The organism is Aliiroseovarius salicola, from assembly GCF_027891095.1.
Classification (GTDB): Bacteria; Pseudomonadota; Alphaproteobacteria; order Rhodobacterales; family Rhodobacteraceae; genus Aliiroseovarius; species Aliiroseovarius salicola.
Genome location: NZ_JAQIIO010000003.1, coordinates 281,810 through 306,515 on the forward strand (window position 1 = coordinate 281,810; position 24,706 = coordinate 306,515).

A 24,706-nucleotide genomic window follows, 5' to 3' on the forward strand; every position below is an offset into this window, starting at 1 on the left:
CTGATCAGGCGTTGGCTTCGCGGATCTTATCTGCTGCTTCCTTGGAGTAGCCCACGCCATTGTCATCAAACAGCGTGTCCAGCTCGCCGGACAGGGTCATTTCGGTGATGATGTCACAGCCGCCCACGAACTCGCCTTTGACGTAAAGCTGCGGGATGGTGGGCCAGTCGGAATATTCCTTGATGCCATTGCGGATTTCTTCGTCAGCCAGCACGTTCACGTCGGTGTAGTCCACACCCATGAAATTCAGAACACCGGCCACGCGCGAGGAAAACCCGCATTGTGGCATTTCCTTGGTGCCTTTCATGTAAAGTACCACGTCGGTGGCTTTGACGAGAGTGTCGATTTGGGTTTTTGCGTCGCTCATTGGACGGTCCTTTTCTTATTGCGCCATCAGGGCGCGAAGTCGGGTTATTCAGGGGCTTTGGTGGTCAGAGCCAGCGCGTGCAGTTCCCCGCTGTCGATCTGCGCCTTCACAGTGGCATTCACCGCGCGCTGCTGTTGCACCCGGTTCATGTCGCGGAAGCTTTCATCCACCACTTCCGCCGCCCAGTGGTTGCCGTCGCCAGCAAGGTCGGTGATGGTGATTGTTGCATCAGGAAAACCTGCGCGGATCAGGTCTTTGATTTGTTGCGCTTCCATGGCCATGTGGCGGGATCCTTGTTCAAGCTTGTTTCGTGTAAATCTATGTCCGAGAGGCGGGGGCTTCAAGCCAGAAGCGTGGCAAGCCGTTGCGTCTCTGGTGTGGATGCGCTTTTTTCTCACTAGAAAACTAGAAAACTAGAAAACTAGAAAACTAGAAAACTAGGATTCTGGTTTTGTCGTCTGCCCTACCTCCGGGCATAGGCAGAACGGAACGTGGTCAGCACCTCTTGCAGACTTGCAAAAAGACCATCTGCTTCGGACTGTTTCAGTGTTGCCTCACTCCATCCATCTTCAGGTGTCAACGAAGATAGGGCGGCCTGCCGGGCGGTCTCTTGATCCTCGTCAAGCGGGAGCGCTTCTGCGAGGGTGAAAATTTCCAGCATGTCATGGACCCGGCGCAAGCGACGATAGCTCTCAGCCATTGCGGCCTTCAGCTCCGGATTGTCACGCCAGCTTTTGCCCGGATAGACGACCTGGGTCAAATATTGACCCGCCCCCTTGCAATCAAACTTCGCGCAGGCCGAAAACCCGTGCCAATCCAGATTGCGATATATCTTGCAACGATCCTTGTCGTTCAGGTGAGGGCAGGGGGTGAGCGCGGGTTTGGTCAGGGCAAACTCCGCGCTCTTTTCAAAACTGGGGGCCACACAGCAAATGCCCATACAGGCATTGCAGTCGGCGGTCAGTGCCGGGGTGGCCCCTGTTTTCATTAGCGGTGGGCCTTGTCGAAGCCGGTGCGGTAGATCCCGGTCAGTTCCTCAAGCGATGCTTCAGAACTGCCCAGTTTGACCGTGTCACCAGTGAAACGACCAACCGATGTCAGCGTCACACCAGCCTGACCCGCAGCGATCATCAGCCCTTCAGCCTGATCAAAGTTCAGGGCGACCAGATAGCGACCCTGATCCTCACCAAAAAGGGTCGGGGTGTCGCTTGCATCCAGTTGCACGCCAACGCCTCCGGCTTCGGCCATCTCAAACGCGGCCATCGCCAGACCACCGTCCGAGATATCGGTGCAAGCCTTGATCAGGTCACGATTGTTGCGGATGAATTCGCCGTTCTTCTTTTCGGCAACGAGGTCCACATGCGGGGCGTCACCGTCTTCACGGTTGAACACTTCGGCGAGCAGGGCGGATTGGCCCAGATGGCCGACCATATCCCCCACCATCATTGCCACATGACCCTCACGGGCGTCGCCGCCGATCAGATTGTCCAAATCATCAATCAGGCCAACTGCGCCAATGGTCGGCGTCGGCAGGATCGCCTGACCGTCGGTTTCGTTGTAAAGCGAGACGTTGCCAGAAACGATCGGCACGTCCAGTGCGGCCACAGCTTCGCCGATGCCTTTGATGGCGCCGACGAATTGCCCCATAATTTCGGGTTTTTCCGGGTTGCCGAAGTTCAGGTTATCGGTGGTGGCGAGCGGCTTGGCGCCCACTGCGGTCAGGTTGCGATAGGCTTCGGCCACGGCTTGGCGGCCACCTTCCAGCGGGTTGGCGCGCACATAGCGCGGTGTCACATCCGAGGTGAAGGCCAGCGCCTTGTTGGTTCCGTGCACGCGCACGATACCTGCGCCCAGACCCGGTGCACGCACCGTGTCCGCCATCACCATGTGGTCATATTGTTCATAGACCCAGTTCTTGGCGGCGTAGTTGGGCGAGCTCAAGAGCGCCTTCAGCCCATCAACCCCGTCGATCTCCGGCACATCTGCCAAGTCGTCTGGCTTTGGAGTTTCCACCCATGGGCGGTCATATTCTGGGGCGCGGCCTGACAGGGGCGACAGCGGTAGGTCGGCCTTCACTTCGCCATTGTGCACGATCAGGAAGCGGTCTTCGGGCAGGGTTTCACCGACGATGGCAAAGTCCAGATCCCATTTTTCAAACACGGCGCGCGCTGCGTCTTCCAGCTCCGGATTTAGAACCATCAGCATACGCTCCTGGCTTTCCGAGAGCATCATCTCATACGCGGTCATGTTCTCTTCGCGCTGCGGCACGTCTTCGAGGTTGAGCTTCACGCCCAGACCACCTTTGTCGCCCATTTCAACGGCAGAACAGGTCAGGCCAGCGGCTCCCATGTCCTGGATCGAGATCACAGCGCCGGTTTTCATCAGCTCCAGCGTGGCTTCCATCAGGCGTTTTTCGGTGAAGGGGTCACCGACCTGAACCGTGGGGCGTTTCTCTTCGATCGTGTCGTCAAATTCAGCGGATGCCATGGTCGCCCCGCCCACACCGTCACGGCCGGTTTTTGCACCGAGATACACAACCGGCATCCCAATGCCTGATGCTGCCGAGTAGAAGATCTTATCTGCATCCGCGAGACCCGCCGCGAAAGCGTTCACAAGGCAGTTGCCATTATAAGCCGGGTGGAAGCGCACCTCGCCGCCCACATTCGGGACGCCAAAACAGTTGCCATAGCCGCCGATGCCTTCGACCACACCGTTGACCAGCGTCTTGGTCTTGGGGTGATCGATTTCGCCAAACGACAATGCGTTCATGGCGGCAATCGGGCGGGCACCCATGGTAAAGACGTCGCGCAGGATGCCACCCACGCCAGTGGCCGCGCCCTGATAGGGCTCGATGTAGGACGGGTGGTTGTGGCTTTCCATCTTGAACACCACGGCCTGTCCGTCGCCAATGTCAACGATGCCAGCGTTCTCACCGGGGCCACAGATGACCTGCGGTCCTTCGGTCGGCAGGGTGCGCAGCCATTTCTTCGAGGATTTATACGAGCAGTGCTCGTTCCACATCGCCGAGAAAATACCCAATTCGGTGAAGGTCGGTTCGCGGCCGATGATCTCCAGAATGAGCTCATATTCATCCGGTTTGAGCCCGTGGGCTTCGATGAGATCGGTGGTGATCGCTGGCTCTTGCATCTGGCGCATGTCCCCTTTTTGCGCGTCCCGCAAAGGTTCGGCTGCGGGCGCAATGGCAGTTGCGGCCTCTCTTATGGGAAAAGACGCCGAGTGGGAAGCCTGCAGTCGCGGTTCTTGTAAAGAAGAGGAAAAAGGGGTGCCCGGATGTGACTGGGCAAAAAAAAGGCCGGGCATAGCCCGGCCAAGTCCAACAGGGAGGTAAAAGCCAAAGGGCGTCGCCCGTGCTTGGCTTTGAACCTGATTTAGGGGGTGTTAACGGCGCATACAAGCGCAAATGCTGCATTGCGGCTATGCGTCACATGCATAGCTTTCAGCAAAGATGGTCAGGATTCTGCTTAAGTTGCCGTAACGTCAAGATTTTTCACGTTTCCGCTGTGCAATGATCTCTTCCGTCACAAAGTCACGGAATGCGGCAATGCGCTGCGATTGGCGCAATTCTTCCGGATAGGCGAGGTATACCGGGATATCTTTGCTTTCTGCTTCCGGCAATACGCGTTGCAGTTCCGGGAAGTCCTCGATGATGTAGTCAGGAAGAACACCGATGCCCAATCCATTTAGGGCTGCTTGCAACACACCAAAATAGTTGTTCACGGTCAGGCTGGACTGGACGCCATAAGACAGCAGTTCGCGCACGAGTGCCGCCCCCGCCGATACTTGATGTGCCGAGGTGCTCTGGCAGATGATCTTGTGCTGCCTCAGATCTTCATAGCTTTCAGGCGTGCCGTGGCTGTCAAGATAAGCTGGAGAGGCGTAAAGCCGCATATGCACATCCATCAATCGCTTACGGATCAGGTCGGCCTGGCTGGGTTCTTTCATTCGGATTGCCACGTCGGCTTCGCGCATGGGCAGGTCAAGCACACGTTCCTCGAGCATAAGGTCGATGGTCAGGTCCGGGTATTTTTCATAGAATTTTGGCAGGCGCGGCGCGAGCCAGAGCGACCCGAAGGCGGTGGTGGTCGTCACCCGCAGCTCGCCATAGACCTCTTCCTTGCTGTCACGAATCCGCGCCACGGCGGCTTCGAGCCGGTGCGTCATGGAATTCGTGGCCTCAAACAAAAGCTCACCCTGTTCGGTGAGAATCAGTCCACGCGCATGGCGGTGAAAAAGCGTGGCGTTCAGACTTTCTTCGAGCGCACGGATCTGGCGAGAGACTGCGGATTGCGACAAATGCAACGCATCACCGGCATGGGTCAACGACCCGGCATCGGCCACGGCGTGAAATATTCTGAGCTTGTCCCAATCCATCAGGTAAGGATCCATAAGTTGTTGGCGAGTTTTTGGTTGCATTTGTTATCGCGGGTCTCGCCCAGAAAACCAATGTTTAATCCGATCATTCCTCTGGGAAAAGTGGCGACGTGACGGAAATAAAACAATTGAAAGGTCAGGAATTATGACCTAATATAAAGGCAACACTACCATTACGTCAGGGGAGGACGCCATGGGCAAGCCCGAGATCACACTGAACGACAAGTTCGACCTGTCCAAAGAGCATGTGCTTCTGAATGGCACACAAGCTCTTGTGCGTTTGATGCTGATGCAAAAGGAACGTGATCGGCAGTCGGGGTTGGATACGGCAGGGCTTGTATCCGGCTATCGTGGATCCCCGGTCGGGGGCGTCGATCTGTGGATGTCGAGATCTGAGAAACTCCTTAAGGAAAATGACGTTCTGTTTCAGCCAGGTCTCAATGAAGACCTTGCTGCCACGGCGCTTTGGGGAAGCCAGCAGGCGGAACTGAGGGGCGAGGGTGCCCATGATGGTGTCTTTGGTCTGTGGTATGGCAAAGGGCCGGGGGTCGATCGTACCGGTGATGTGATGCGCCATGCCAATATGGCTGGCAGCTCTCCTCATGGTGGCGTGCTGATGGCGATGGGGGATGACCATACCGGTGAAAGTTCCACTGTGCTCCATCAATCCGACTGGGCGATGGTGGATGCCTATATTCCGGTCCTGTCACCTGCTGGTGTTCAGGAAATCCTTGATTTTGGCATTTACGGATATGGCCTTAGCCGATTTGCCGGCGTTTGGGCCGGTCTCAAAGTGATGAAAGACACGGTCGAAGCAACGTCTGTCGTGGATGGCCGCCCGGACAGGATGCAACTGGTCACGCCCGAATTCGAAATGCCCGAAGGTGGGCTGAATATTCGCCTGGGCGATGCGCCCGTCGTGCAGGAAGCACGAATGATCGATTACAAACGTTTCGCCGCCGAAGCCTATGCTCGTGCCAACAAAATCGACAAACGCATTTGGGGCAAGCCGGGTGCCAAGATTGGATTTGTTGCGGCCGGTAAGAACTGGCTGGATCTTGTTCATTCGCTCAACCTTCTGGGTATTGACGGGGACGAGGCCGAACGCCTTGGTATCACCACCTATAAGGTCGGCCAGACATTCCCGCTGGATATGCAAAGCTTTGAAGAATGGGCCGAGGGGCTCGAACTCATTGTTGTGGTTGAGGAAAAACGCAAGCTGATCGAGGTGCAAATCAAAGAGGCGATCTTCGACGACCGTCGTGGTCGCCGGGTTTATGGCTGGCACAAGGGCGAAATGACGGAGGGAGGAAAGCCGATTGAGTTGTTCCCGACCCGCTATGCGCTTGATCCGATCATGATCGCGGAAAAGCTTGGGCAGATCCTCATTGAAGAAGGGCGCGGGACGGATTCGGTCAAGGCCGGACTGGCCGAGCTTGATCAGGCGAGACAGGCCGACAATGCGCCGCAACTGGCGGCGCGACTTCCCTACTTCTGCTCTGGCTGCCCGCACAATACGTCGACCCGCGTGCCGGAGGGGTCACGCGCCTATGCCGGGATTGGCTGTCACTATATGGTGCAATGGATGGACCGTTCCACCGTTGGCTTTACGCAGATGGGCGGCGAAGGGGCAAACTGGATTGGCGAGGCGCCGTTTTCCAAAACGGGGCATGTGTTCCAGAACCTTGGGGATGGCACCTATAACCACTCGGGTATTCTGGCGATCCGGGCTGCTTTGGCGGCGAATACCACCATCACCTACAAGATCCTGTTCAATGATGCGGTTGCGATGACGGGTGGCCAGACCAATGAAGGCGGTCTGGATGCCATGCGCATCGCGCGTGAGGTGCAGGCCATGGGCGTGAAACACATCTTTGTCGTCTATGATGACAAAGAAGACGTGGACGCAGGCCAATTCCCAAATGGCTTGTCGTTTCACTCGCGCGAAGAGTTCCTTGCGATTGAAAAGAAATGCCGTGAAATCAGCGGCGTATCAGTCATCCTCTATATCCAGACCTGTGCCGCCGAAAAACGTCGTCGCCGGAAGCGTGGCCTTTTCCCGGATCCCGACAAGCGTGTCTTTATCAACACCGATATTTGTGAAGGCTGTGGTGATTGCGGCGTGCAATCGAACTGCGTGTCGATTGTCCCGGTTGAAACTGAATTGGGCCGCAAGCGTGCGATTGATCAGTCGTCCTGCAACAAGGATTATTCCTGTGTGAATGGGTTCTGTCCCAGTTTTGTGACCGTCCAAGGTGCGAAGATCAAAAAGGCGGCAACGGCGGCGCTGGATCTACCGGATATGCCTGCCCCCAAACTGCCTGCAATCAATGGCACCTTCAACACAGTGATCACCGGCGTGGGGGGCACTGGGGTTGTGACCATCGGGGCGATCCTGGCACAGGCCGCACATATCGACGGCAAAGGCGCGGGAATGATGGAAATGGCAGGGCTGGCCCAAAAGGGCGGTGCGGTCACGGTGCATCTTCGCCTTGCGGAAAAACCCGACGACATCGCCGCGATCCGGGTCGCCACCGGTGAGCTGGATGCGCTGATTGGCTGTGAACTGGTCGTCTCGGCGGCCTCGACCACATTGGGCCTGACAAAGACGGGACGTACCGGAGCAATTGTCGATAGCCATGAAACCGTGACTGGCGAATTCACGCGCGACAAGGATTTCACCATCCCCGGCGACCAGTTGCGCCTGTCGCTTCAGGCGCGCCTGCGTGAGCGGGTCAGCCTCTTTGACGCCACCGAATTGGCGCGGATTTTGATGGGCGACAGCATCTTCTCCAACATGATGGTGCTGGGGGCAAGTTGGCAGGCGGGAATTGTGCCACTCAGTTCCGAAGCTTTGATGCGGGCAATTGAACTGAACGGTCAGGCAATTGAGCGCAACAAGCGGGCGTTCGATATCGGGCGTTGGGCGTATCTTCATCCGGAAGCGGCAGCCAGCTATGTAAACAAAGACGTGGTTGAACTGCCCAAATCTCTTGAGGAAAAGATCAATTTCCGGATCGATCACCTTACTCAATATCAGGATGCTGCCTATGCGGCGCGTTACCGTGCCTTTGTCGATCGTGCGCCCGAAGAGCTGCGCGAGGCGGTTGCGCTCGGGTACCATAAGTTGCTGGCCTATAAGGATGAATATGAGGTGGCCCGCCTTCTTTGCGACACGCGCGCAAAAGCGGAAGCCGAGTTTGATGGGGATCTAAAGCTCACCTATCACATGGCCCCGCCACTCATCGGAGGCAAATATTCCAATGGTCGTCCATTGAAGCGGGCTTTCGGGGCATGGTTCGAAAAGTTAGCCCCGATGCTGGCGCGGATGAAGGGTCTGCGCGGCACTGCTTGGGATGTGTTTTCATGGTCAGAAGAACGCCAGATGGAGCGTGCGCTGATTGCTCAGTACGAAGAAGATATGAGCCAGGTTTTTGCCAATGTGAACAAAGACAACCTGCCTCTGGCAAAGGCTTTGGCCGAATTGCCGCTTGAGATCAGGGGCTTTGGTCCGGTGAAAGCGGAGAACGCCGAAAAAGCACGCAAGAAACGCGACAATCTGATGATGCGGATATTGGGGGCAAATGGCGTGAGCCAGGCAGCTGAATAACGCGATCATGACAGGGCAGGGTTCCCTTTGTACATATTGCCGCTCAGGGCAAATCGGTGATGGATTTCCTGCGCGAACGGACCTATGCCTTGTCTAACCCCCAAGTGCCCGAATGGGTCTTGGGAATGAGATTGAGGACAAGCACAAGGATAAGTCAGATGGCAGTGGGCATTTTCGATTCGGGTCTGGGCGGATTGACGGTTCTGGATGCGGTGACCAAGCGCCTTCCGGATGTCGACTTTGTCTATTACGGCGACAATGCCCATGCGCCCTACGGTGTGCGCGATGCCGATGATGTTTATAACCTGACCACCAAAGCCGTTGAGCGGCTGTGGGAAGAAGGCTGCGATTTGATCATCCTCGCCTGCAACACCGCCTCAGCCGCCGCCCTGCGCCGGATGCAGGAAAGCTGGATCCCGCCGAACAAGCGCGTGCTTGGGGTATTTGTTCCGCTAATCGAAGCGCTGACTGAGCGGGCCTGGGGTGACAACACCCCACCGCGTGAAGTGGCGACCAAACACGTGGCACTCTTTGCCACTCCCGCAACCGTGGCAAGCCGTGCCTTTCAGCGCGAACTTGCCTTCCGCGCCATCGGAGTGGATGTCGAGGCGCAAAGCTGCGGCGGGGTTGTGGATGCCATTGAAGAGGGTGACATGATCCTCGCAGAAGCCTTGGTGAATTCTCATGTCGATGCATTGAAGCGGAAAATGCCGAAACCCGAGGCTGCCATTCTCGGCTGTACCCACTATCCCTTGATGGAGGCGGAATTTCAGGCGGCACTTGGCCCCGATGTGAAAGTGTTCAGCCAAGCGGGATTGGTGGCGGAAAGCCTTGCCGATTATCTCGGTCGTCATCCAGACATGAAGGGCGAAGGCGCCGAGAGCAAATTCCTTACAACTGGAAATCCGGCACAGGTTTCCTCGCGCGCAACCCAGTTTTTGCGACGAAAGATCACGTTTGAAGCGGCCTGATTGAAGCTCAGCCCAAAAACGATTAGATCATTCGCAACTCGCATGGAGGTCATAATGACCCATAAAATCGCTATACTTGGCGCGTCCGGCTATACCGGCGCCGAATTGGTCCGGCTGATTGCCACCCATCCAACGATGGAGATCGTTGCCCTGTCTGCTGATCGCAAGGCTGGGATGGAGATGGAAGACGTTTACCCGCATCTGCGCCATCTGGACTTGCCGAAGCTGGTGAAAATGAACGAGATCGATTTTTCGCAAGTGGATCTGGCTTTCGCCGCTTTGCCGCATGGACTCTCTCAAGCGCTGGTGCGTGACCTTCCAGAAAACGTGAAGGTGGTAGACCTTGGTGCCGATTTCCGGCTGCGCGACCCTGCGGAGTATGAGAAATGGTACGGTGCGCCCCATGTGGCGACTGAGCTGCAAAAGACCGCCGTTTATGGGCTGACCGAGTTCTATCGTGATGAGATCAAGAACGCGCGGCTGGTGGCCGGGACCGGCTGTAATGCCGCGACCGTGCAGTTTGCACTGCGCCCCCTGATTTCCAAAGGGTTGGTGGATCTCGATACCATCATCTGTGATCTGAAAAATGGGATCTCGGGGGCAGGGCGGTCGCTCAAGGAAAACATGCTGTTTGCCGAGCGGTCCACGGATGTGATGGGCTATGCGCAGGGTGGCAAACACCGCCATCTGGGCGAGTTCGATCAGGAGTTTTCCCTGCTCGCAGGCCGCGATGTACGGATCATGTTCACCCCGCATCTGGTGCCGGTAAACCGGGGTATTCTGGCGGATTGCTATGTGCAGGGGAACCCGGAAGAAATACACGCAGCGCTTGTTGAGCAATATCAAGACGAACCGTTTGTGACCGTGCTACCCCTCGGCCAATTGCCCGGCATGGGGCAGGTGATGGGGTCGAATCAATGCCATCTTGGCGTTGTGGGTGATCGTGTCCCCGGCCGCACGCTGGTGGTTTCGGCACTGGATAACCTGTGCAAGGGATCGTCGGGTCAGGCGCTGCAAAATGCGAACCTGATGCTGGGCGAAGAAGAAACAACGGGGCTGATGTTGGTGCCGGTCTTCCCGTAAGACCTCCCACCAAACTGACAGGCCCCAAGCGCGAACAGAAAGAGGAGTCCCGCCATGGCTGGGATGAAGAACCTGAAGAAAACCCGCCGAATCCAGATTATCGTTCTGGCATTTGTGGCCCTGGCGATTGCCACCGGGCTGATTGGTTATGCCCTGCAGGATGGCATCAACTATTATCGATCGCCAACCGAAGTGATTGCTGAACCGCCCGCATCAAATGAAGTTTTCCGTATGGGTGGATTGGTGACAGAAGGATCCATCGTGCGAGGGCAGGGTGAAACGGTAAGTTTTTCCGTGACCGATGGCGCCGAGGTTGTGCCAGTGAACTACACTGGTATCCTGCCGGACCTGTTCGCCGAAAACCAAGGCATGATCGGCACCGGAACCTATGTCGATGGCGTGTTTGAGGCCTCTGAAATTCTTGCCAAACACGATGAGAATTACATGCCGAAAGAGGTCATGGACAGCCTCAAGGAAACCGGCGTCTACGTGGAGCCGAACTCCTGATTTGAACAAAATTAACGTGATTTAACGAGTCTTGTCCCCGTTTTACCAAGCGGGGGCGAGGCCCGATGAAAAGCGTTCAAGAGATTGCAAATGAGATCATTGCCCGCGAAGGCGGCTATGTGAATGACCCCGATGATCCCGGCGGGGCGACCAAATATGGGGTCACGATCAAGACCATGCGCAAGTTGGGGCTCGACCTCACTGGTGATGGCAGGATTACCCTGCACGATGTAAAGGCTCTGACGCGCGATCAGGCGCGCGAGATCTTCGTGCGTCACTATTTCCGCCTTCCGCGCATTGCCGAGCTGCCGCTGCCGCTGCAGCCAAGCGTCTTTGACATGTATGTAAATGCTGGCGGTAATGCCGTACGGATCTTGCAGCGTCTTCTGGGTAAGGTGGGGTATCCGGTATCCGTTGACGGCGTGCTTGGTCCGCAGTCGTTGCGAGCCACGCGTTTGGCGATGGCAGCTGCACCGGATCATCTGGCGGACGCCTATGGGATCGAGCGGCGCAACTATTACTACCGTCTCGCGGATCAACGACCGAAATCACGAAAATATGCGCGTCGCAAGGATGGCGGCAAGGGGGGGTGGATCACACGGGCTGAGGAATTCATCTCGCCAAAATATCACTTTTCAAACACTCAACACCGGGAAAGGGTCGCGAAATGGGGCTGATCAGTGGAGTTTTCAATATTCTGTTCGGCAGCGGCAAGAACGTGATCCGCGAGACTGCGGAAGTGTTTGTCGAAAACCACGAAGCAGGGGCTGCACGGGATGCGGATCTGCATCGCGCCACTTTGGAAGCTTATGCAGCGGAATTTACCCATCTGCGCAAAGGTGGGTTTGACCGGTTCATGGATGGGCTCAACCGCCTGCCGCGCCCGGCTTTGGCGCTGGGCACATTGGCGCTGTTTTCCGCGGCCATGATTGATCCGATCTGGTTTTCTGCGCGTATGCGCGGGGTTGCGTTGGTGCCGGAACCGCTTTGGTGGCTTCTGGGGGCAATTGTGAGTTTCTATTTCGGCGCACGTCATCAGGCCAAAGGACAGGCGTTCCAACAGGAGATTGCCGCCACATTGGCCCGCACGCAACACGTGGGGGCAAATATCGGCACCCTTGAGAACGGTGCGTTACCGAAGGCGTTCATCCCATCTGAAACTGAAAATATACAAAAGCTGCACCCCGACCAAGAAAAGGTAGATGTCTCTGGTAATGCCGCGCTCGAGGACTGGGCGGCACAACATGGGCGGTGATTTGATTCTCAAACTGGTCTCTGAACATGGTCCGTGGGTGCTTTTGGTTTTTTACCTTCTTTACCGGGATCTTCAGAAAGACCAGGCGACGCGGGCGGTGCTGGACAAGAACTCGTCGATCCTGATCGAAATCACCACAATTATCCGCGAACGCCTGCCAGCCGGGGGAGGACGCGAAAGATGAGGCGTTTGATCTCCCTTTTGAAAGAGCTGATTTTTGGCGCGAAATTGCGCCATTCCATTGAAAAAAACAAACATGCCGCTGCGGAGTTGGATGTGGTGGTGCGAGAGGTTTTGCAGAAATGAAACAGGCCTTTTCGTTGATGATGCTGATCGCTCTGGTGCTGCAACTGGGCTACCGTTGGGCGGGATATGAGGCGATCTATCAGATCGGATATGGGGCAATCACGCTGATGGGATTGATGATTTCGCTCACTTTCCTCTGGCTTTATGTGGTGCGCGCGACTCCCCTGGCCTTGGGCATGGCTTACAGCTGGTCGGGGGCGAGCCTTGTTCTGGGTTGGTGGTGGATCTTTTCAGTGCTTGGTGAACCGGCTTGGGCAAGTGAAAGCCCGGCGCATTTTGTGTTTCTCGCGCTCTATCTTGTTGGTGCACTGCTACACTTTTCCGTGATCAACCGATCCTTCGGCCTGCATGGAGCCATGTTTTTATGGCCCGTCTTCGGTGCAGTTTGTTTGTCGGGCTTGATATACATCATAACCTGAACACTTTTCTTGGGTTCTAACGGCGCGGACACCGGGTATACGACGTGACCAGCTGCCACAGGGCAATATCCTTAACAGGGGCTGGTCGACCCCCGCGAGAAGGACTAGAATTCGCCCCATGATTACAGAGCTTGGACATTTCGCGCTGATCTTGGCGCTTTGCGTGGCCGCCATCCAGATGGTCGTGCCACTGATTGGGGCACATAAGGGCTGGCGCAGCTGGATGGAGATGGCGGTTCCGGCTGCCACCCTTCAAATCGCGTTGGTCGGGGCTGCCTTTGCTGCACTGACCTACGCCTTCGTGACATCGGATTTCTCGGTGCAGCTGGTCTACTTCAATTCGCACACCGCCAAACCGATGATCTACAAGATCTCGGGCGTTTGGGGGAACCACGAAGGGTCAATGCTGCTTTGGGTGATGAGCGTGTCGCTGTTTGGTGCAATGGCCGCCTGGTTCGGGGGTAACTTGCCACTGCGGCTTAAAGCACGGGTGCTGGCCATTCAAAGCTCGATTGCCTTTGCTTTCCTTCTTTTCATCCTGCTGACCTCGAACCCGTTCCTGCGGTTTGAAAGCCCGCCCTTTGATGGGCGCGACCTGAACCCGCTGTTGCAGGATATCGGTCTCGCCTTACATCCGCCCTTCCTCTATCTAGGCTATGTAGGGCTTTCGATGACCTTTTCATTTGCGGTGGCCGCTTTGATCGAAGGCCGGATCGACGCCGCTTGGGGCCGCTGGGTACGCCCTTGGACGCTGGCCGCTTGGGTCTTCCTGACCATCGGCATCGCGCTTGGGTCCTGGTGGGCCTATTATGAGCTTGGCTGGGGTGGTTTTTGGTTCTGGGACCCGGTGGAAAACGCGTCCTTTATGCCTTGGCTCTTTGCTGCTGCTCTGTTGCACTCTGCCATTGTGGTGGAAAAGCGCGAAAGCCTGAAAAGCTGGACGATCCTTCTGGCGATCCTTGCCTTTGGGTTCTCGCTTATTGGCACCTTCCTTGTGCGCTCGGGCGTGATCACTTCGGTGCACGCCTTTGCGTCGGACCCAGAGCGTGGTGTGTTCATCCTGCTCATTCTGGCGATCTTCACCGGTGGGGCGCTTATGCTTTACGCCGCGCGGGCCAGTGCGATGGAGGCCAAAGGGGTCTTTTCAATTGTCAGCCGCGAAAGTGCGCTGGTGTTCAACAATGTGCTCCTCGCCGTAGGATCCATCGTCGTCTTTATCGGTACAATCTGGCCGCTGATTGGCGAGATCTTTGACCGTAAGGTTTCGGTAGGGGCGCCTTTCTTCAACGCTGCTTTCACCCCCTTCATGGTGGTGCTGGCATTGATCCTTCCGATTGGCGCCATGCTGCCGTGGAAACGGGCCAAACTGGGGCGTACGGTCAAACAACTGATCCCGGCCATGGCGTTTTCAATCGCTGTGCTCGCGCTCGTTTGGGCCATGCAAACCGGTCGCTCTGCACTGGGTCCGATTGGCATGTTTCTGGGCGCTTGGCTTGTGTCTGGAACGTTGGTGGACCTTGCAGGCCGCACTGGTCGTGGCGCGATTGCAGGTCGCCTGTCACGTCTTACCCGTCTGCCGAGGGCCGATTGGGGTAAGTTCTTCGCCCATGTGGGGCTTGGTGTGACATTCATGGGGATTTCCGGGCTGGAGGCCTGGCAACATGAAGATATCCGCACCACGATGATTGGCGATCCGTTCGAAGTGGCTGGCTACACCGTTACGCTGGAAAGTGTGAACCAGCAGCCGGGACCGAACTATATCTCGACCTTTGCCACGATGCGTGTGGAGCAAGGGGGCGAAACCGTGGCCATGCTGCACCCTGAAAAGCGCGTCTATCCGGTGCAGGCGATGCCGACGACCGAAGCCGCGATTTCCAACGGGTTCTGGCGCGACATTTACGTTGTGATTGGGGATCCGCAGGATAATGGTGGCTGGGCTGTGCGCACATTCATCAAACCCTTCGTGAACTGGATCTGGATCGGTTGTACCCTGATGTCGTTGGGTGGTCTCGTCAGCCTGTCGGATCGTCGCTTCCGCGTCGCTGCAGGTGCCGCCAAGACCCGTGCACAAGGAGTGCCTGCCGAATGAAACGCCTGATTGCCTCGCTGGCCGTTCTGGTCTGCCTTGCCACCCCCGGCTTCGCCGTTAATCCGGACGAAGTGCTGGCCGATCCGGTGTTGGAAGAACGCGCCCGTGTAATCTCTTCCGATCTGCGCTGTGTGGTGTGCCGTGGTGAAAACATCGATGAAAGCAACGCCGAGATTGCCAAGGACCTGCGCCTGCTGGTGCGAGAACGGCTGGTGGAAGGGGATAGCAATCAGCAAGTCATTGATTTCATCGTCGAACGTTATGGTGAATATGTGCTGATGAAACCGACCGCCACGGGTGCAAATATCGTGCTCTGGCTGGCAGGCCCGGTGTTGTTCCTGATTGCCGCAATCACAGGTGTGATTTATCTGCGCAGACGCTCACAGTCGTTCGAAAAATCCGATGGTTTGTCATCGGGCGAAGAAAAGCGTCTAAAGGAGCTTTTGAAAGACTAGCCTCCACTTGGTTCCGTAACGGGAGGGTTGCATGGTCACTCAGGCCATGCGACCGCTTGGCGTGTGGGTGCAAAGAGAATGCCGCTGTGACGGCACGTTTTTCTTTTTCCCGTCCGCATGGTCGGTTATAAGGGCCGGGATAGCGCAGGATATTTGAGAGGATCAGATGATTTACGAAACCATCACCTATGAGATCACCGACGGTTTGGCCGTTCTGACCTTGAACCGTCCGGACAAGATGAATGCGCTAAATACTCAGATGCGTGCCGAGATTGCCCATGCAGTGACCACCGCAGGGAACACGGCGCGGGCTTTGGTGATCGTCGGAGAAGGGCGGGCGTTCTGCTCTGGTCAGGATCTTGGAGATCGAGCCAATGCCGATGAAGTGGATCTGGAACGCACCCTAAAAGATGAGTACGAACCGCTTCTGCGGGCGATCTATGACGCACCGATCCCAGTGATTTGCGCGGTGAACGGCGCCGCTGCCGGGGCAGGGGCCAATATCGCACTGGCGGCAGACGTGGTGATCGCGAAAGAAAGCGCCTATTTCATGCAGGCCTTCTCGCGTATCGGTCTGATCCCGGACGCGGGCGGCACCTACTGGATGCCGCGCACCATGGGGTTTGCCAAGGCGATGGGGGCGGCGCTCTTCGCCGAGAAACTTCCTGCAAAAGAGGCGGCCGAATTGGGGCTGATCTGGGAATGCGTGGCGAACGATGAATTTGAGGCGGCCTGGAAGGCGCGCGGCGAGTACCTCGCCAAAGGCCCGACCATGAGTTTTGCCAACATCAAGAAAGCGATGCGAGCGTCTCTGACGAACTCTCTTGAAGAACAGCTGGCGCTTGAGGCGCATCTGCAGGGCGAATGTGGCCGGTCTCGTGATTTCAAAGAAGGTGTGTTGGCGTTTCTTGAAAAGCGCAAACCACAATACGAGGGGCGCTGAGAGGTCATCAAATGGCTAGGCTGAAGCACGTTTAAGCGTAGCGGTGGCCACACCCATTGCCACAAGTGCACCACCACCCAGCTGCGTAAGCCATCTCATCACCTTTGGATTGCCAATTTTGCTGCGCAGCGTGTCTCCCAGTAGGGCATATGCCAGCGCATTCAGGGCAGCCAAGCCAACAAAGGTGGTGATCAACACCAAAAACTGCGGCAGAAGCGGAGCTTCCGGGCGAACAAATTGTGGTACAAAGGCGATAAAGAATACAATCGATTTTGGATTTAGCGCCGTCACGGCAGCGGCGTGTGTGAATACGCGAGAGGCGCTGGTGTTGACCACTTCTTCCAAGGTTCCCAGTCGAGCATCCGGAGCTGCCTTTATCAGCTTTACACCCAGATAGATCAGATAAGCGGCCCCAACCCATTTCAGGACGGAGAAAAGTGAGGCTGAGGCAAGAACCAGCGCGCCGAGACCTGCCAAAGAGGCGCTCATGGCAATCAGGTCGCCTAGGGCGACACCGGCGGCAGTGGACAGGGCCACACGACGCCCTTGGCTCATGGAATAGCTTAACACCAACAAAACCGTAGGGCCCGGAATCATTAAAAGAGCGAAGGATGCGGCGACAAAGGCCAACCAGAGTTCAAATGACATATTCACCTATCTTATTCCTATAATAGAGCCAGCCTCACAGGAACGATTCTGTCAATTGGGTGAGTAAGACGAACAAAAAAAACCGCCCGGATGCCTCCGAGCGGTTTCCTGTGTCGATCAAGTGCCGCTTAGCGGCTTTCAACATCCGTGTAATCGCGGGCGGTGTCGCCAAGATACAGCTGACGCGGACGGCCGATTTTTTGACCCGGATCGCCCAGCATTTCTTTCCACTGCGAAATCCAGCCGACGGTGCGCGACAGCGCAAAGATCGGGGTGAACATCGAGGTCGGGAAGCCCATCGCCTCGAGGATGATGCCCGAATAGAAATCAACGTTCGGATAGAGTTTCTTCTCGACGAAATACGGATCTTCCAGCGCGATGCGCTCAAGCTCCTTGGCCACTTTCAGGGTCTCGTTGTTTTCGATCCCCAAAAGGCCTAGCACCTCGTCGGCGCTTTCCTTCATCACCTTCGCACGCGGGTCGAAGTTCTTGTAAACGCGGTGACCAAAGCCCATCAGGCGGAAGGGATCGTCCTTGTCTTTGGCGCGGGCCACGTATTCTGGAATGTTCTCAACCGAACCGATTTCTCGCAGCATTTCGAGGCAAGCCTGGTTGGCGCCACCATGTGCCGGCCCCCAGAGACAGGCAATACCAGCCGCAATACAGGCGAACGGGTTGGCACCCGAAGAACCCGCCAGACGCACGGTCGAGGTTGACGCGTTCTGTTCGTGATCGGCGTGCAGTGTAAAGATCCGGTCCATCGCGCGGCTCAGGATCGGGTTCACCACATAGTCTTCGGCAGGCACGGCAAAGCACATGCGCAGGAAGTTCGATGCATAGTCCAGATCGTTCTTCGGATACACGAAAGGCTGGCCGATCGAGTATTTATAGGCCATGGCCGAGATGGTCGGGACCTTTGCAATCATACGGATCGCGGCCACTTCACGCTGCCAGGGGTCATTCACATCGGTCGAGTCGTGATAGAAGGCCGACATTGCGCCCATGACACCGGTGATGATCGCCATCGGGTGCGCGTCACGACGGAAGCCCGAGAAGAATTTCGACATCTGCTCGTGAACCATCGTGTGGTTGGTCACGCGGCTTTCGAAATCTTCCAACTCGGCAGCCGACGGCAGTTCACCGTAAAGCAGCAGATAGCAAACTTCGAGGAAATGCGATTTCTCGGCCAGTTGATCAATCGGATAGCCGCGATACAGAAGCTCGCCTTTGTCGCCATCGATAAAGGTGATGGTCGAATCGCAACTCGCCGTCGAGGTGAAACCGGGGTCATAGGTAAACACGTCACCCTGAGCGTAAAGCTTGCGGATGTCGATCACATCCGGGCCTGCCGTTGGGGAGTACATCGGCAATTCCAGTTCCTTGTCCCCAAATGTGAGTTTTGCGGTTCCGGTTTGTTCAGCCATTCTTGTTCCCTTCGTGCATGACCCGTCCCTATTGGCGGGTGGTGTCGTATTGGTGCTCAGAGGCTGGCCTCTTCCAATCGGGCAATCGTCTCCTCTCGCCCGAGGACCAGCATCATGTCGAAAACGCTTGGGGTGACGGCACGGCCCGCTAGGGCTGCGCGCAGGGGTGCGGCCAGTTTGCCGAACTTCAATCCATGGGCCTCTGCAAGACCGTTTAGGACCCCCTCAAGCGTGTTGCGATCCCAGCTACCATTTTGCAGCTGCGGCGTCAATTCTTTCAGTATACTACGGGATACATCATCAAGGGCTTTGTCCGCTTTCTCATCCCGCTCTAAGGGGCGGGAAGCCAAAACAAAGTGAGCTTTTTCAGTAAGTTGTGGGAAAGTTTTTGCGCTGGATTTCAGCACGTATAATGCGCGCGACAAAAGATCGCGTTGCTGCGGTTGCAGCACGTTTTCACCCGTGACGCTACGGAATTCTTCATAGGCGGTCAAAACAGCTTTGTCTTCCATCGCTGCCATGTGCTGCCCAGAGAGGTTATCGAGTTTTTTGAAGTCGAACCGGGCAGGGGATTTACCGATTCCCTTCAGGTCGAACCATTCCAATGCCTGCGCGTCAGAAAAGAATTCATCATCACCATGGCTCCATCCCAGACGGGCCAGGTAATTTCGCATCGCCTGTGCTGGATAGCCCATGGCCTGATACTCTTCGACGCCAAGTGCACCATGGCGTTTCGACAGTTTTTTGCCGTCTGGACCGTGGATCAGCGGGATATGCGCCCAGACCGGTACGACCCACCCCATCGCTTGATAAACAAGCGTCTGGCGTGCCGCATTGTTCAGGTGGTCATCCCCCCGAATGGCATGGGTCACGCCCATATCATGATCATCCACCACAACCGCAAGCATGTAAGTGGGGGTGCCATCAGAACGTAAACAAATCATGTCGTCCAACTGATCATTGCGAATCTTTACGGTTCCCTGAACGGCATCCTCGATCACCGTGATCCCTTCGCGCGGGGCTTTCAGGCGCACAACGTAGGGCGCATCCGGGTGGGACGACGGATCGGCATCTCGCCACGGAGATTGGTACAGCGTCGATTTGCCTTCGGCTTTGGCTTGCTCGCGGAAAGCTTGGATCTCATCCTGAGTGGCATAGCACTTATACGCGTGACCGTTAGCCAGCATTTCATGCGCCACTTCCGCGTGGCGGTCGGCACGTTCAAACTGCGAGATTACCTCGCCGTCATGATCCAGCCCGAGCCAGTCCATGCCTTTCAGGATCGCTTCGGTCGCCTCAGGGGTTGAACGGGCGCGGTCGGTGTCTTCGATGCGCAGAAGAAACTTGCCGCCACGACCGCGGGCGTAAAGCCAGTTGAACAGCGCGGTGCGTGCGCCGCCGATATGCAGATACCCTGTGGGAGAGGGGGCGAAACGTGTGACGACCTGATCAGAGTTCATGAGATGTTAACCTTTTGGAAACCATGCGAGGCGTATGCCTGAAGATGCGTTGAGTGCGTGTTAAAGCAAAAGGGAGGCCAAGAACAAGCGTGCTGGCCCGGATCTGTCCCTTAAGTGTTGTTCAGGGCTGCCTTACCCGGATTGAACGGGAACGGGGCCGGTTTCTGCATTGGGTGCCGGTCTTTCTGGCAATCGGAATCGGTGTCTATTTCCAATTGCCTGTCGAACTGGGGCGCTATGCATATGCAGGGCTGGGCCTGCTTGTTGCGCTTCTTGGACTGGTTTCAGTCCGTTGGCCCTGGGGTGTTGGTCCACTGGTCTGGGGGGTGGTTCTTGTGGCTGCTGGTTTACTCCTCGCAGCTGCGCGGGCGCATTACGTGGCGGCTCCTGTGCTGGATTTCCGTTACTACGGACCGGTGGAAGGGCGGATCATCGCTGTTGATCGGTCACAAAAAGACGCGATGCGGCTTACGCTGGATCAGGTGCGATTGACAGATACAGCGCTGGATCGCGTTCCGAAAAAGGTCCGAATTTCACTTTATGGAAAAGAACCCTATGCGCCTGCTATAGGGCAGAGGGTTGCCATCACTGCGCATCTATCCGGCCCCAATGGGCCTGTTGAACCCGGGGGATTTGATTTTCAACGCATGGCCTGGTTTCGGGGAATCGGGGCCGTGGGGTATAGCCGCAATCCGGTGGTGCTCATGGCAAGACCCGATGGGCATGGGGTGGGGGTGCAAATCACCCGCCTGCGCATGGCTCTTTCTGCTTGGGTGCGCGAGATCCTGCCCGGGGAAACCGGAGCGTTTGCAGCCGCTATCACCACCGGAGACAGATCATCCATGAGCCGTGCTACGCTGGATGCATTGCGGGGATCGAACCTTGCCCATCTTCTGGCGATATCCGGTCTGCATATGGGTCTTCTTACCGGGTTTGTCTATCAAGCGGCCCGGTATCTCATGGCGCTCAGTCCTTCGGTTGCGCTGCATCGTCCTACCAAAAAAATTGCCGCTGTTTTGGCAATGCTTGCCGGAGCATTCTACCTGCTTTTGTCTGGGGGCAATGTCGCCACTGAACGGGCCTACATCATGGTTGCGACCATGTTGATAGGCGTCCTTTTTGACAGGCGTGCGCTGAGCTTGAGGGCGGTGGCAATGGCGGCGGTCATTGTATTGGTTTTGCACCCGGAAGCACTGACCGAACCCGGGTTTCAAATGTCATTCGCAGCGACAACGGCGCTGGTCTCAGTATTCGGCTGGATAGGACAGTTCCGCGGAAGGTTTGGACCGCGTTGGGTTCAACCAATCATGGCTGTTGTCCTGTCATCGGCCGTTGCCGCAGCGGCCACGGCCCCGGTTGCTGCCGCGCATTTCAATCAGGTCAGCCATTTTGGTCTTATTGCCAATCTGCTGTCTGTTCCGCTGATGGGGATGCTGATCATGCCTGCTGCGGTTCTTGCCGCTCTGCTCGGCCCGTTTGGGCTGGGATGGCTGGCCATAAAGCTGATGGCCTTGCCGATCGATTGGATTATCGGTGTCGCTTACCATGTGTCTTCTATGGAAGGCGCAATTGGATACGTGGCGCAGCCACCACCAACGGCGTTACCCGCTGTTGCCGTAGGCGGCGCGTTGATTGTGCTATTGAGCGGGCGAGAGAAGATCGTCGGGGCGGCACTTGTTGTGATTGGCGGAGTTCTATGGACAAACGTCGATCGCCCCCCCGTGCTGATCAGTCAAACCGGCGGGTTGGTGGGCGTGTTGAAAGAGAATGGGCGTGCTTTGTCGAAGCTAAAGGGGGATGGGTTTGCCGCTTCGGTTTGGTTGGAGAATGACGGAGCACCTCTTCCGCAGTCAGAGGCATATGCACTTGGTGCGTTCAGGGGGGACAATGGGGTTTCCAGATCTCAAATCGGAGCTGCATCACTGGTGCATCTGAGCGGAAAACTTGGTTCAACTCAACTGAATGAAGTCTGCGGAATGGCTAGTTTGGTGGTTATGAACCGATACGCGGATCAGAGCACGGGTGAATGTTGGGTTATAGACGCGGAATATTTGCGACACACCGGCGCCATTGCGCTTTGGCCGGAGCTAAACGGCTGGCGCATCGAGACGGCCCGCGCACGGCAAGGTGATCGTTTGTGGACCCGCTGGCAGAAGGACCAACAGCCCTGGCGTTGAATAAGGGCCATTGCGCCATTTCTACAAAGTGCCTAACCAGCCATCAGATCCAGTGGAGATGGCCGACAACCCACGAGCCCCTGTCTCTCTTTGTTGAGGATCCAGTGCTGCGATCCGCATCTTTTTTGAAACATGCGTTGTGTGTGTTGGAAAACTGAACAACAGGGTGTTGACCACGCCGCTCTGAACGACAGTTTCACTAGAAAACTAGAAAACTAGAAAACTAGAAAACTAGAAAACTAGAAAACTAGAAAACTAGAAAACTAGAAAAAGAGCCCCGAAAGTGGTGCTTCTTGGGGCTCTTTTTTCGGATTTCAAAGTGCATCTAAGCGGATGCGGCATCAAACATTCAGCAATAGATGCTCACGCTCCCAAGGGCTGATCACTTGCAGAAACTCATCATATTCCGCGCGTTTCACGATGGAATAAACACGGGCGAATTCCGCGCCCAGTACTTCCTGCATGTCTTTGGCCTCGTCGAAAAGATCTAAAGCATCACCCAATCCGCGTGGGATATCTCCGTCCCCTTCATAGGCGTCACCCTTGTATTGCGGGCGTGGACGCTCCTGCTGAACCAGCCCCAGATAACCGGCTGCCAGAGAGGCCGCGATGCCCAGATAGGGATTGCAATCCATGCCGCCAATCCGGTTTTCCACCCGGCGCGCCTTGGGGGAGGCGATGGGAACGCGGATGCCAGTGGTGCGGTTGTCACGCCCCCATTCAAGATTGATCGGTGCAGCATTGTCCTTCACATAACGCCGATAAGAATTCACGTAAGGTGCAAAAACCGCGATGGCGCTGGGTAGGTGGTTCTGAAGCCCGGCAATAAAGTGGAAAAACGCGTCGGTTTCACCACCCTGAGGGCCGGTAAAGATGTTTTCCCCGGTTTCGATGTCCAGTACCGAATGGTGAATATGCATGGCGGATCCTGGTTCTTCGGCAATCGGTTTTGCCATGAAGGTCGCAAAACAATCGTGACGCAGGGCGGCTTCGCGGATCAGACGTTTGAAATAGAACACTTCATCCGCCAGTTTGATCGGATCGCCGTGGATCAGGTTGATCTCAAGCTGGCCAGCACCGCCTTCTTGCGTGATGCCGTCAATCTCGACGCCCTGCGCTTCGGCAAAGTCATAGATGTCATCAATCACCGGACCAAATTCATCTACCGCGGTCATGGAGTAGGCTTGCCGTGCAGCCGCCGGGCGACCGGACCGGCCCATCATCGGTTTGATCTTCTCTGCCGGATCAAGATTGCGGGCCACGAGATAGAATTCCATCTCCGGGGCGACAACAGGTTCCCATCCTTTTGCGCGATAAAGATCGACGACACGTTTCAGGACGTTGCGTGGAGAATAGGGGACCGGTTTGTCATTGCGATCGAATGCGTCGTGAATAACCTGCAATGTCCAGTCACCGGTCCAAGGCGCGGCGGTGGCCGTGGCCATGTCTGGTTTCAGAATCATGTCGCGTTCGATGAAACCTTCATCGCCTGCTGCCTCCCCCCAATCGCCGGTGATGGTCTGGTAAAAGATACTGTCGGGAAGGTGGAAATGTTCCTGACGGCCAAACTTGGCAGCAGGGACGGCCTTGCCGCGCGCAATGCCGGGCAAATCCGAGATGACGCATTCCACCTCATCCAGTCTTTTACCCTCCAAATACTCTTGCGCAGCATCCGGGAGGTTTTTCATCCACGCTGTAGTGGTTTTATCCGGGGCGCCCATCATTTTGCTCCTGTTTTCAGTGTTTCAGCCATGCGGGCTGCAAATTTAATATTGTCGTTCGGGGAAGAGAGCGTTTCAGAGGCACGATCCAGCTGGGTATCGGGGACATTGCCACGCCCCCGATGTTCAATCAGGCCAGAAATGAATTCCGAGGTGAACTCTGGGTGCGGCTGAATGGTCAGGATCTTTTCGCCAATAACAAATGCTGCGTTTTCACAGAAATCGGTTGAGGCAATCACCTCAGCTCCGGTTGGGAGAGATGTCACCTGATCCTGATGCCATGCATTTAGCGCAAGGGTTTCCGTTCCGAAGTCATATTCGGTGTTGCCCACGGACCAGCCTCCAGAGAATTTCTCTACTTTTCCGCCAAGCGCCTGTGCGATGATCTGGTGGCCAAAGCAGACGCCGACCAAAGGCAGATCTGCAGTACGAATGTCGCGGATCAGATCTTCAAGGGGGGGGATCCAGTCATGGTCTTCATAGGCGCCAAACTTGGACCCCGTGATCAACCAGCCGTCAGCGACGTCAATGCCCGAGGGAAACTCTCCATCCACCACCGAAAAGATTTTGAACTCGAACCCGTGCCCATCCAAGAGCTTCGTAAACAATTCTCCGTAATCGCCAACGCCATCTCGCATTTCATCAGGCGAGTGGCCAGCTTGCAGGATACCGATCTTCATGCTTCACCAAATTTGATCAAATTTCTCATCGCCACCCTAGACGAGCCAGTTCAAACCGACAAGTCTCTTTGCGGCTGAAATTGCTTCACGCCGTTCTGGTGACGCTAAGGCGCTGAAAGGTAGGGATAATAAAAGCAATGACTCAGGCAGGTTTTATCCTGCCGCGAGGTGTTCGAGTGAGGGAAATTGATACTCGACC

23 protein-coding genes are annotated in these 24,706 nt (G+C 56.2%); 13 read left to right on the forward strand and 10 right to left on the reverse strand.

Features of this window, described 5'->3' with window-relative positions:
- Positions 1 to 4 precede the first annotated feature (4 nt).
- The 5 genes from grxD to O2N63_RS07580 all read right to left on the reverse strand — a co-directional run bounded on the left by grxD (position 5) and on the right by O2N63_RS07580 (position 4,759).
- A complete protein-coding gene (gene grxD, locus O2N63_RS07560; protein ID WP_271053643.1) occupies positions 5 to 367 on the reverse strand; it encodes a Grx4 family monothiol glutaredoxin in 363 nt (120 codons plus the stop codon).
- Positions 368 to 411: 44 nt separating this feature from the next.
- Positions 412 to 648, reverse strand: coding sequence for a BolA family protein (locus tag O2N63_RS07565; RefSeq protein ID WP_271053644.1), 237 nt, complete (start codon positions 646 to 648; stop codon positions 412 to 414).
- Between the two features lie 182 nt (positions 649 to 830).
- On the reverse strand, positions 831 to 1,355 hold the full coding sequence (locus O2N63_RS07570) for a hypothetical protein (RefSeq protein ID WP_271053645.1): 525 nt from the start codon (positions 1,353 to 1,355) through the stop codon (positions 831 to 833).
- On the reverse strand, positions 1,355 to 3,514 hold the full coding sequence (gene purL / locus O2N63_RS07575) for a phosphoribosylformylglycinamidine synthase subunit PurL (RefSeq protein ID WP_271053829.1): 2,160 nt from the start codon (positions 3,512 to 3,514) through the stop codon (positions 1,355 to 1,357). Before purL ends, O2N63_RS07570 begins: the two co-directional genes overlap by 1 nt.
- A 351-nt stretch (positions 3,515 to 3,865) precedes the next feature.
- Positions 3,866 to 4,759: a LysR family transcriptional regulator gene (locus O2N63_RS07580; RefSeq protein WP_271053830.1), complete on the reverse strand. Its 894-nt coding sequence runs from the start codon at positions 4,757 to 4,759 to the stop codon at positions 3,866 to 3,868.
- 193 nt (positions 4,760 to 4,952) lie between these two features.
- Here O2N63_RS07580 and O2N63_RS07585 point away from each other — a divergent pair, with 193 nt between their 5' ends.
- The 12 genes from O2N63_RS07585 (at position 4,953) to O2N63_RS07640 (ending at position 16,397) form a co-directional block, all read left to right on the forward strand.
- Positions 4,953 to 8,369: an indolepyruvate ferredoxin oxidoreductase family protein gene (locus tag O2N63_RS07585; RefSeq protein ID WP_271053646.1), complete on the forward strand. Its 3,417-nt coding sequence runs from the start codon at positions 4,953 to 4,955 to the stop codon at positions 8,367 to 8,369.
- A gap of 158 nt (positions 8,370 to 8,527) precedes the next feature.
- Complete coding sequence (murI, locus tag O2N63_RS07590; RefSeq protein WP_271053647.1) at positions 8,528 to 9,340, forward strand: glutamate racemase; 813 nt, start codon at positions 8,528 to 8,530, stop codon at positions 9,338 to 9,340.
- Positions 9,341 to 9,394: 54 nt separating this feature from the next.
- Positions 9,395 to 10,423 carry an N-acetyl-gamma-glutamyl-phosphate reductase gene (gene argC, locus O2N63_RS07595; RefSeq protein WP_271053648.1) on the forward strand — a complete coding sequence of 343 codons (1,029 nt, stop codon included), beginning with the start codon at positions 9,395 to 9,397 and terminating at the stop codon, positions 10,421 to 10,423.
- Between the two features lie 63 nt (positions 10,424 to 10,486).
- Complete coding sequence (gene ccmE / locus O2N63_RS07600; protein ID WP_271053831.1) at positions 10,487 to 10,930, forward strand: cytochrome c maturation protein CcmE; 444 nt, start codon at positions 10,487 to 10,489, stop codon at positions 10,928 to 10,930.
- A 65-nt stretch (positions 10,931 to 10,995) separates the two neighbouring features.
- Positions 10,996 to 11,607 carry a holin-associated N-acetylmuramidase gene (locus O2N63_RS07605; protein WP_271053649.1) on the forward strand — a complete coding sequence of 204 codons (612 nt, stop codon included), beginning with the start codon at positions 10,996 to 10,998 and terminating at the stop codon, positions 11,605 to 11,607.
- Positions 11,598 to 12,185: a holin family protein gene (locus O2N63_RS07610; RefSeq protein ID WP_271053650.1), complete on the forward strand. Its 588-nt coding sequence runs from the start codon at positions 11,598 to 11,600 to the stop codon at positions 12,183 to 12,185. The genes O2N63_RS07605 and O2N63_RS07610 overlap by 10 nt, the downstream gene beginning before the upstream one ends.
- Positions 12,175 to 12,369, forward strand: coding sequence for a hypothetical protein (locus O2N63_RS07615; protein WP_271053651.1), 195 nt, complete (start codon positions 12,175 to 12,177; stop codon positions 12,367 to 12,369). Before O2N63_RS07610 ends, O2N63_RS07615 begins: the two co-directional genes overlap by 11 nt.
- On the forward strand, positions 12,366 to 12,491 hold the full coding sequence (locus O2N63_RS07620; RefSeq protein ID WP_271053652.1) for a hypothetical protein: 126 nt from the start codon (positions 12,366 to 12,368) through the stop codon (positions 12,489 to 12,491). Before O2N63_RS07615 ends, O2N63_RS07620 begins: the two co-directional genes overlap by 4 nt.
- Entirely contained in the window at positions 12,488 to 12,910 is a 423-nt protein-coding gene (locus tag O2N63_RS07625) for a hypothetical protein (protein ID WP_271053653.1), read from the forward strand. Before O2N63_RS07620 ends, O2N63_RS07625 begins: the two co-directional genes overlap by 4 nt.
- A 118-nt stretch (positions 12,911 to 13,028) precedes the next feature.
- On the forward strand, positions 13,029 to 14,999 hold the full coding sequence (locus O2N63_RS07630; RefSeq protein ID WP_271053654.1) for a heme lyase CcmF/NrfE family subunit: 1,971 nt from the start codon (positions 13,029 to 13,031) through the stop codon (positions 14,997 to 14,999).
- Positions 14,996 to 15,454 carry a cytochrome c-type biogenesis protein gene (locus tag O2N63_RS07635; protein WP_271053655.1) on the forward strand — a complete coding sequence of 153 codons (459 nt, stop codon included), beginning with the start codon at positions 14,996 to 14,998 and terminating at the stop codon, positions 15,452 to 15,454. The genes O2N63_RS07630 and O2N63_RS07635 overlap by 4 nt, the downstream gene beginning before the upstream one ends.
- A 166-nt stretch (positions 15,455 to 15,620) precedes the next feature.
- Positions 15,621 to 16,397: an enoyl-CoA hydratase-related protein gene (locus O2N63_RS07640; RefSeq protein ID WP_271053656.1), complete on the forward strand. Its 777-nt coding sequence runs from the start codon at positions 15,621 to 15,623 to the stop codon at positions 16,395 to 16,397.
- Between the two features lie 15 nt (positions 16,398 to 16,412).
- Here the strand turns inward: O2N63_RS07640 and O2N63_RS07645 are convergent, their stop codons facing one another.
- The 3 genes from O2N63_RS07645 to gltX form a co-directional block, all read right to left on the reverse strand.
- On the reverse strand, positions 16,413 to 17,045 hold the full coding sequence (locus O2N63_RS07645; protein WP_271053657.1) for a LysE family translocator: 633 nt from the start codon (positions 17,043 to 17,045) through the stop codon (positions 16,413 to 16,415).
- A 128-nt stretch (positions 17,046 to 17,173) separates the two neighbouring features.
- Positions 17,174 to 18,469 carry a citrate synthase gene (gene gltA, locus O2N63_RS07650; protein ID WP_271053658.1) on the reverse strand — a complete coding sequence of 432 codons (1,296 nt, stop codon included), beginning with the start codon at positions 18,467 to 18,469 and terminating at the stop codon, positions 17,174 to 17,176.
- A 56-nt stretch (positions 18,470 to 18,525) separates the two neighbouring features.
- The gene (gltX, locus tag O2N63_RS07655) at positions 18,526 to 19,929 is read right to left on the reverse strand and encodes a glutamate--tRNA ligase (RefSeq protein WP_271053659.1); all 1,404 of its coding nucleotides are present in this window, start codon (positions 19,927 to 19,929) and stop codon (positions 18,526 to 18,528) included.
- Between the two features lie 89 nt (positions 19,930 to 20,018).
- On the opposite strand from gltX, the gene O2N63_RS07660 reads away from it, so the two are divergent.
- Positions 20,019 to 22,106: a ComEC/Rec2 family competence protein gene (locus tag O2N63_RS07660; RefSeq protein ID WP_271053660.1), complete on the forward strand. Its 2,088-nt coding sequence runs from the start codon at positions 20,019 to 20,021 to the stop codon at positions 22,104 to 22,106.
- 341 nt (positions 22,107 to 22,447) lie between these two features.
- Here the strand turns inward: O2N63_RS07660 and O2N63_RS07665 are convergent, their stop codons facing one another.
- Positions 22,448 to 23,827 carry a glutamine synthetase family protein gene (locus tag O2N63_RS07665; protein WP_271053661.1) on the reverse strand — a complete coding sequence of 460 codons (1,380 nt, stop codon included), beginning with the start codon at positions 23,825 to 23,827 and terminating at the stop codon, positions 22,448 to 22,450.
- Positions 23,827 to 24,507, reverse strand: coding sequence for a type 1 glutamine amidotransferase (locus O2N63_RS07670; protein WP_271053662.1), 681 nt, complete (start codon positions 24,505 to 24,507; stop codon positions 23,827 to 23,829). Before O2N63_RS07670 ends, O2N63_RS07665 begins: the two co-directional genes overlap by 1 nt.
- Between the last annotated feature and the right edge of the window lie 199 nt (positions 24,508 to 24,706).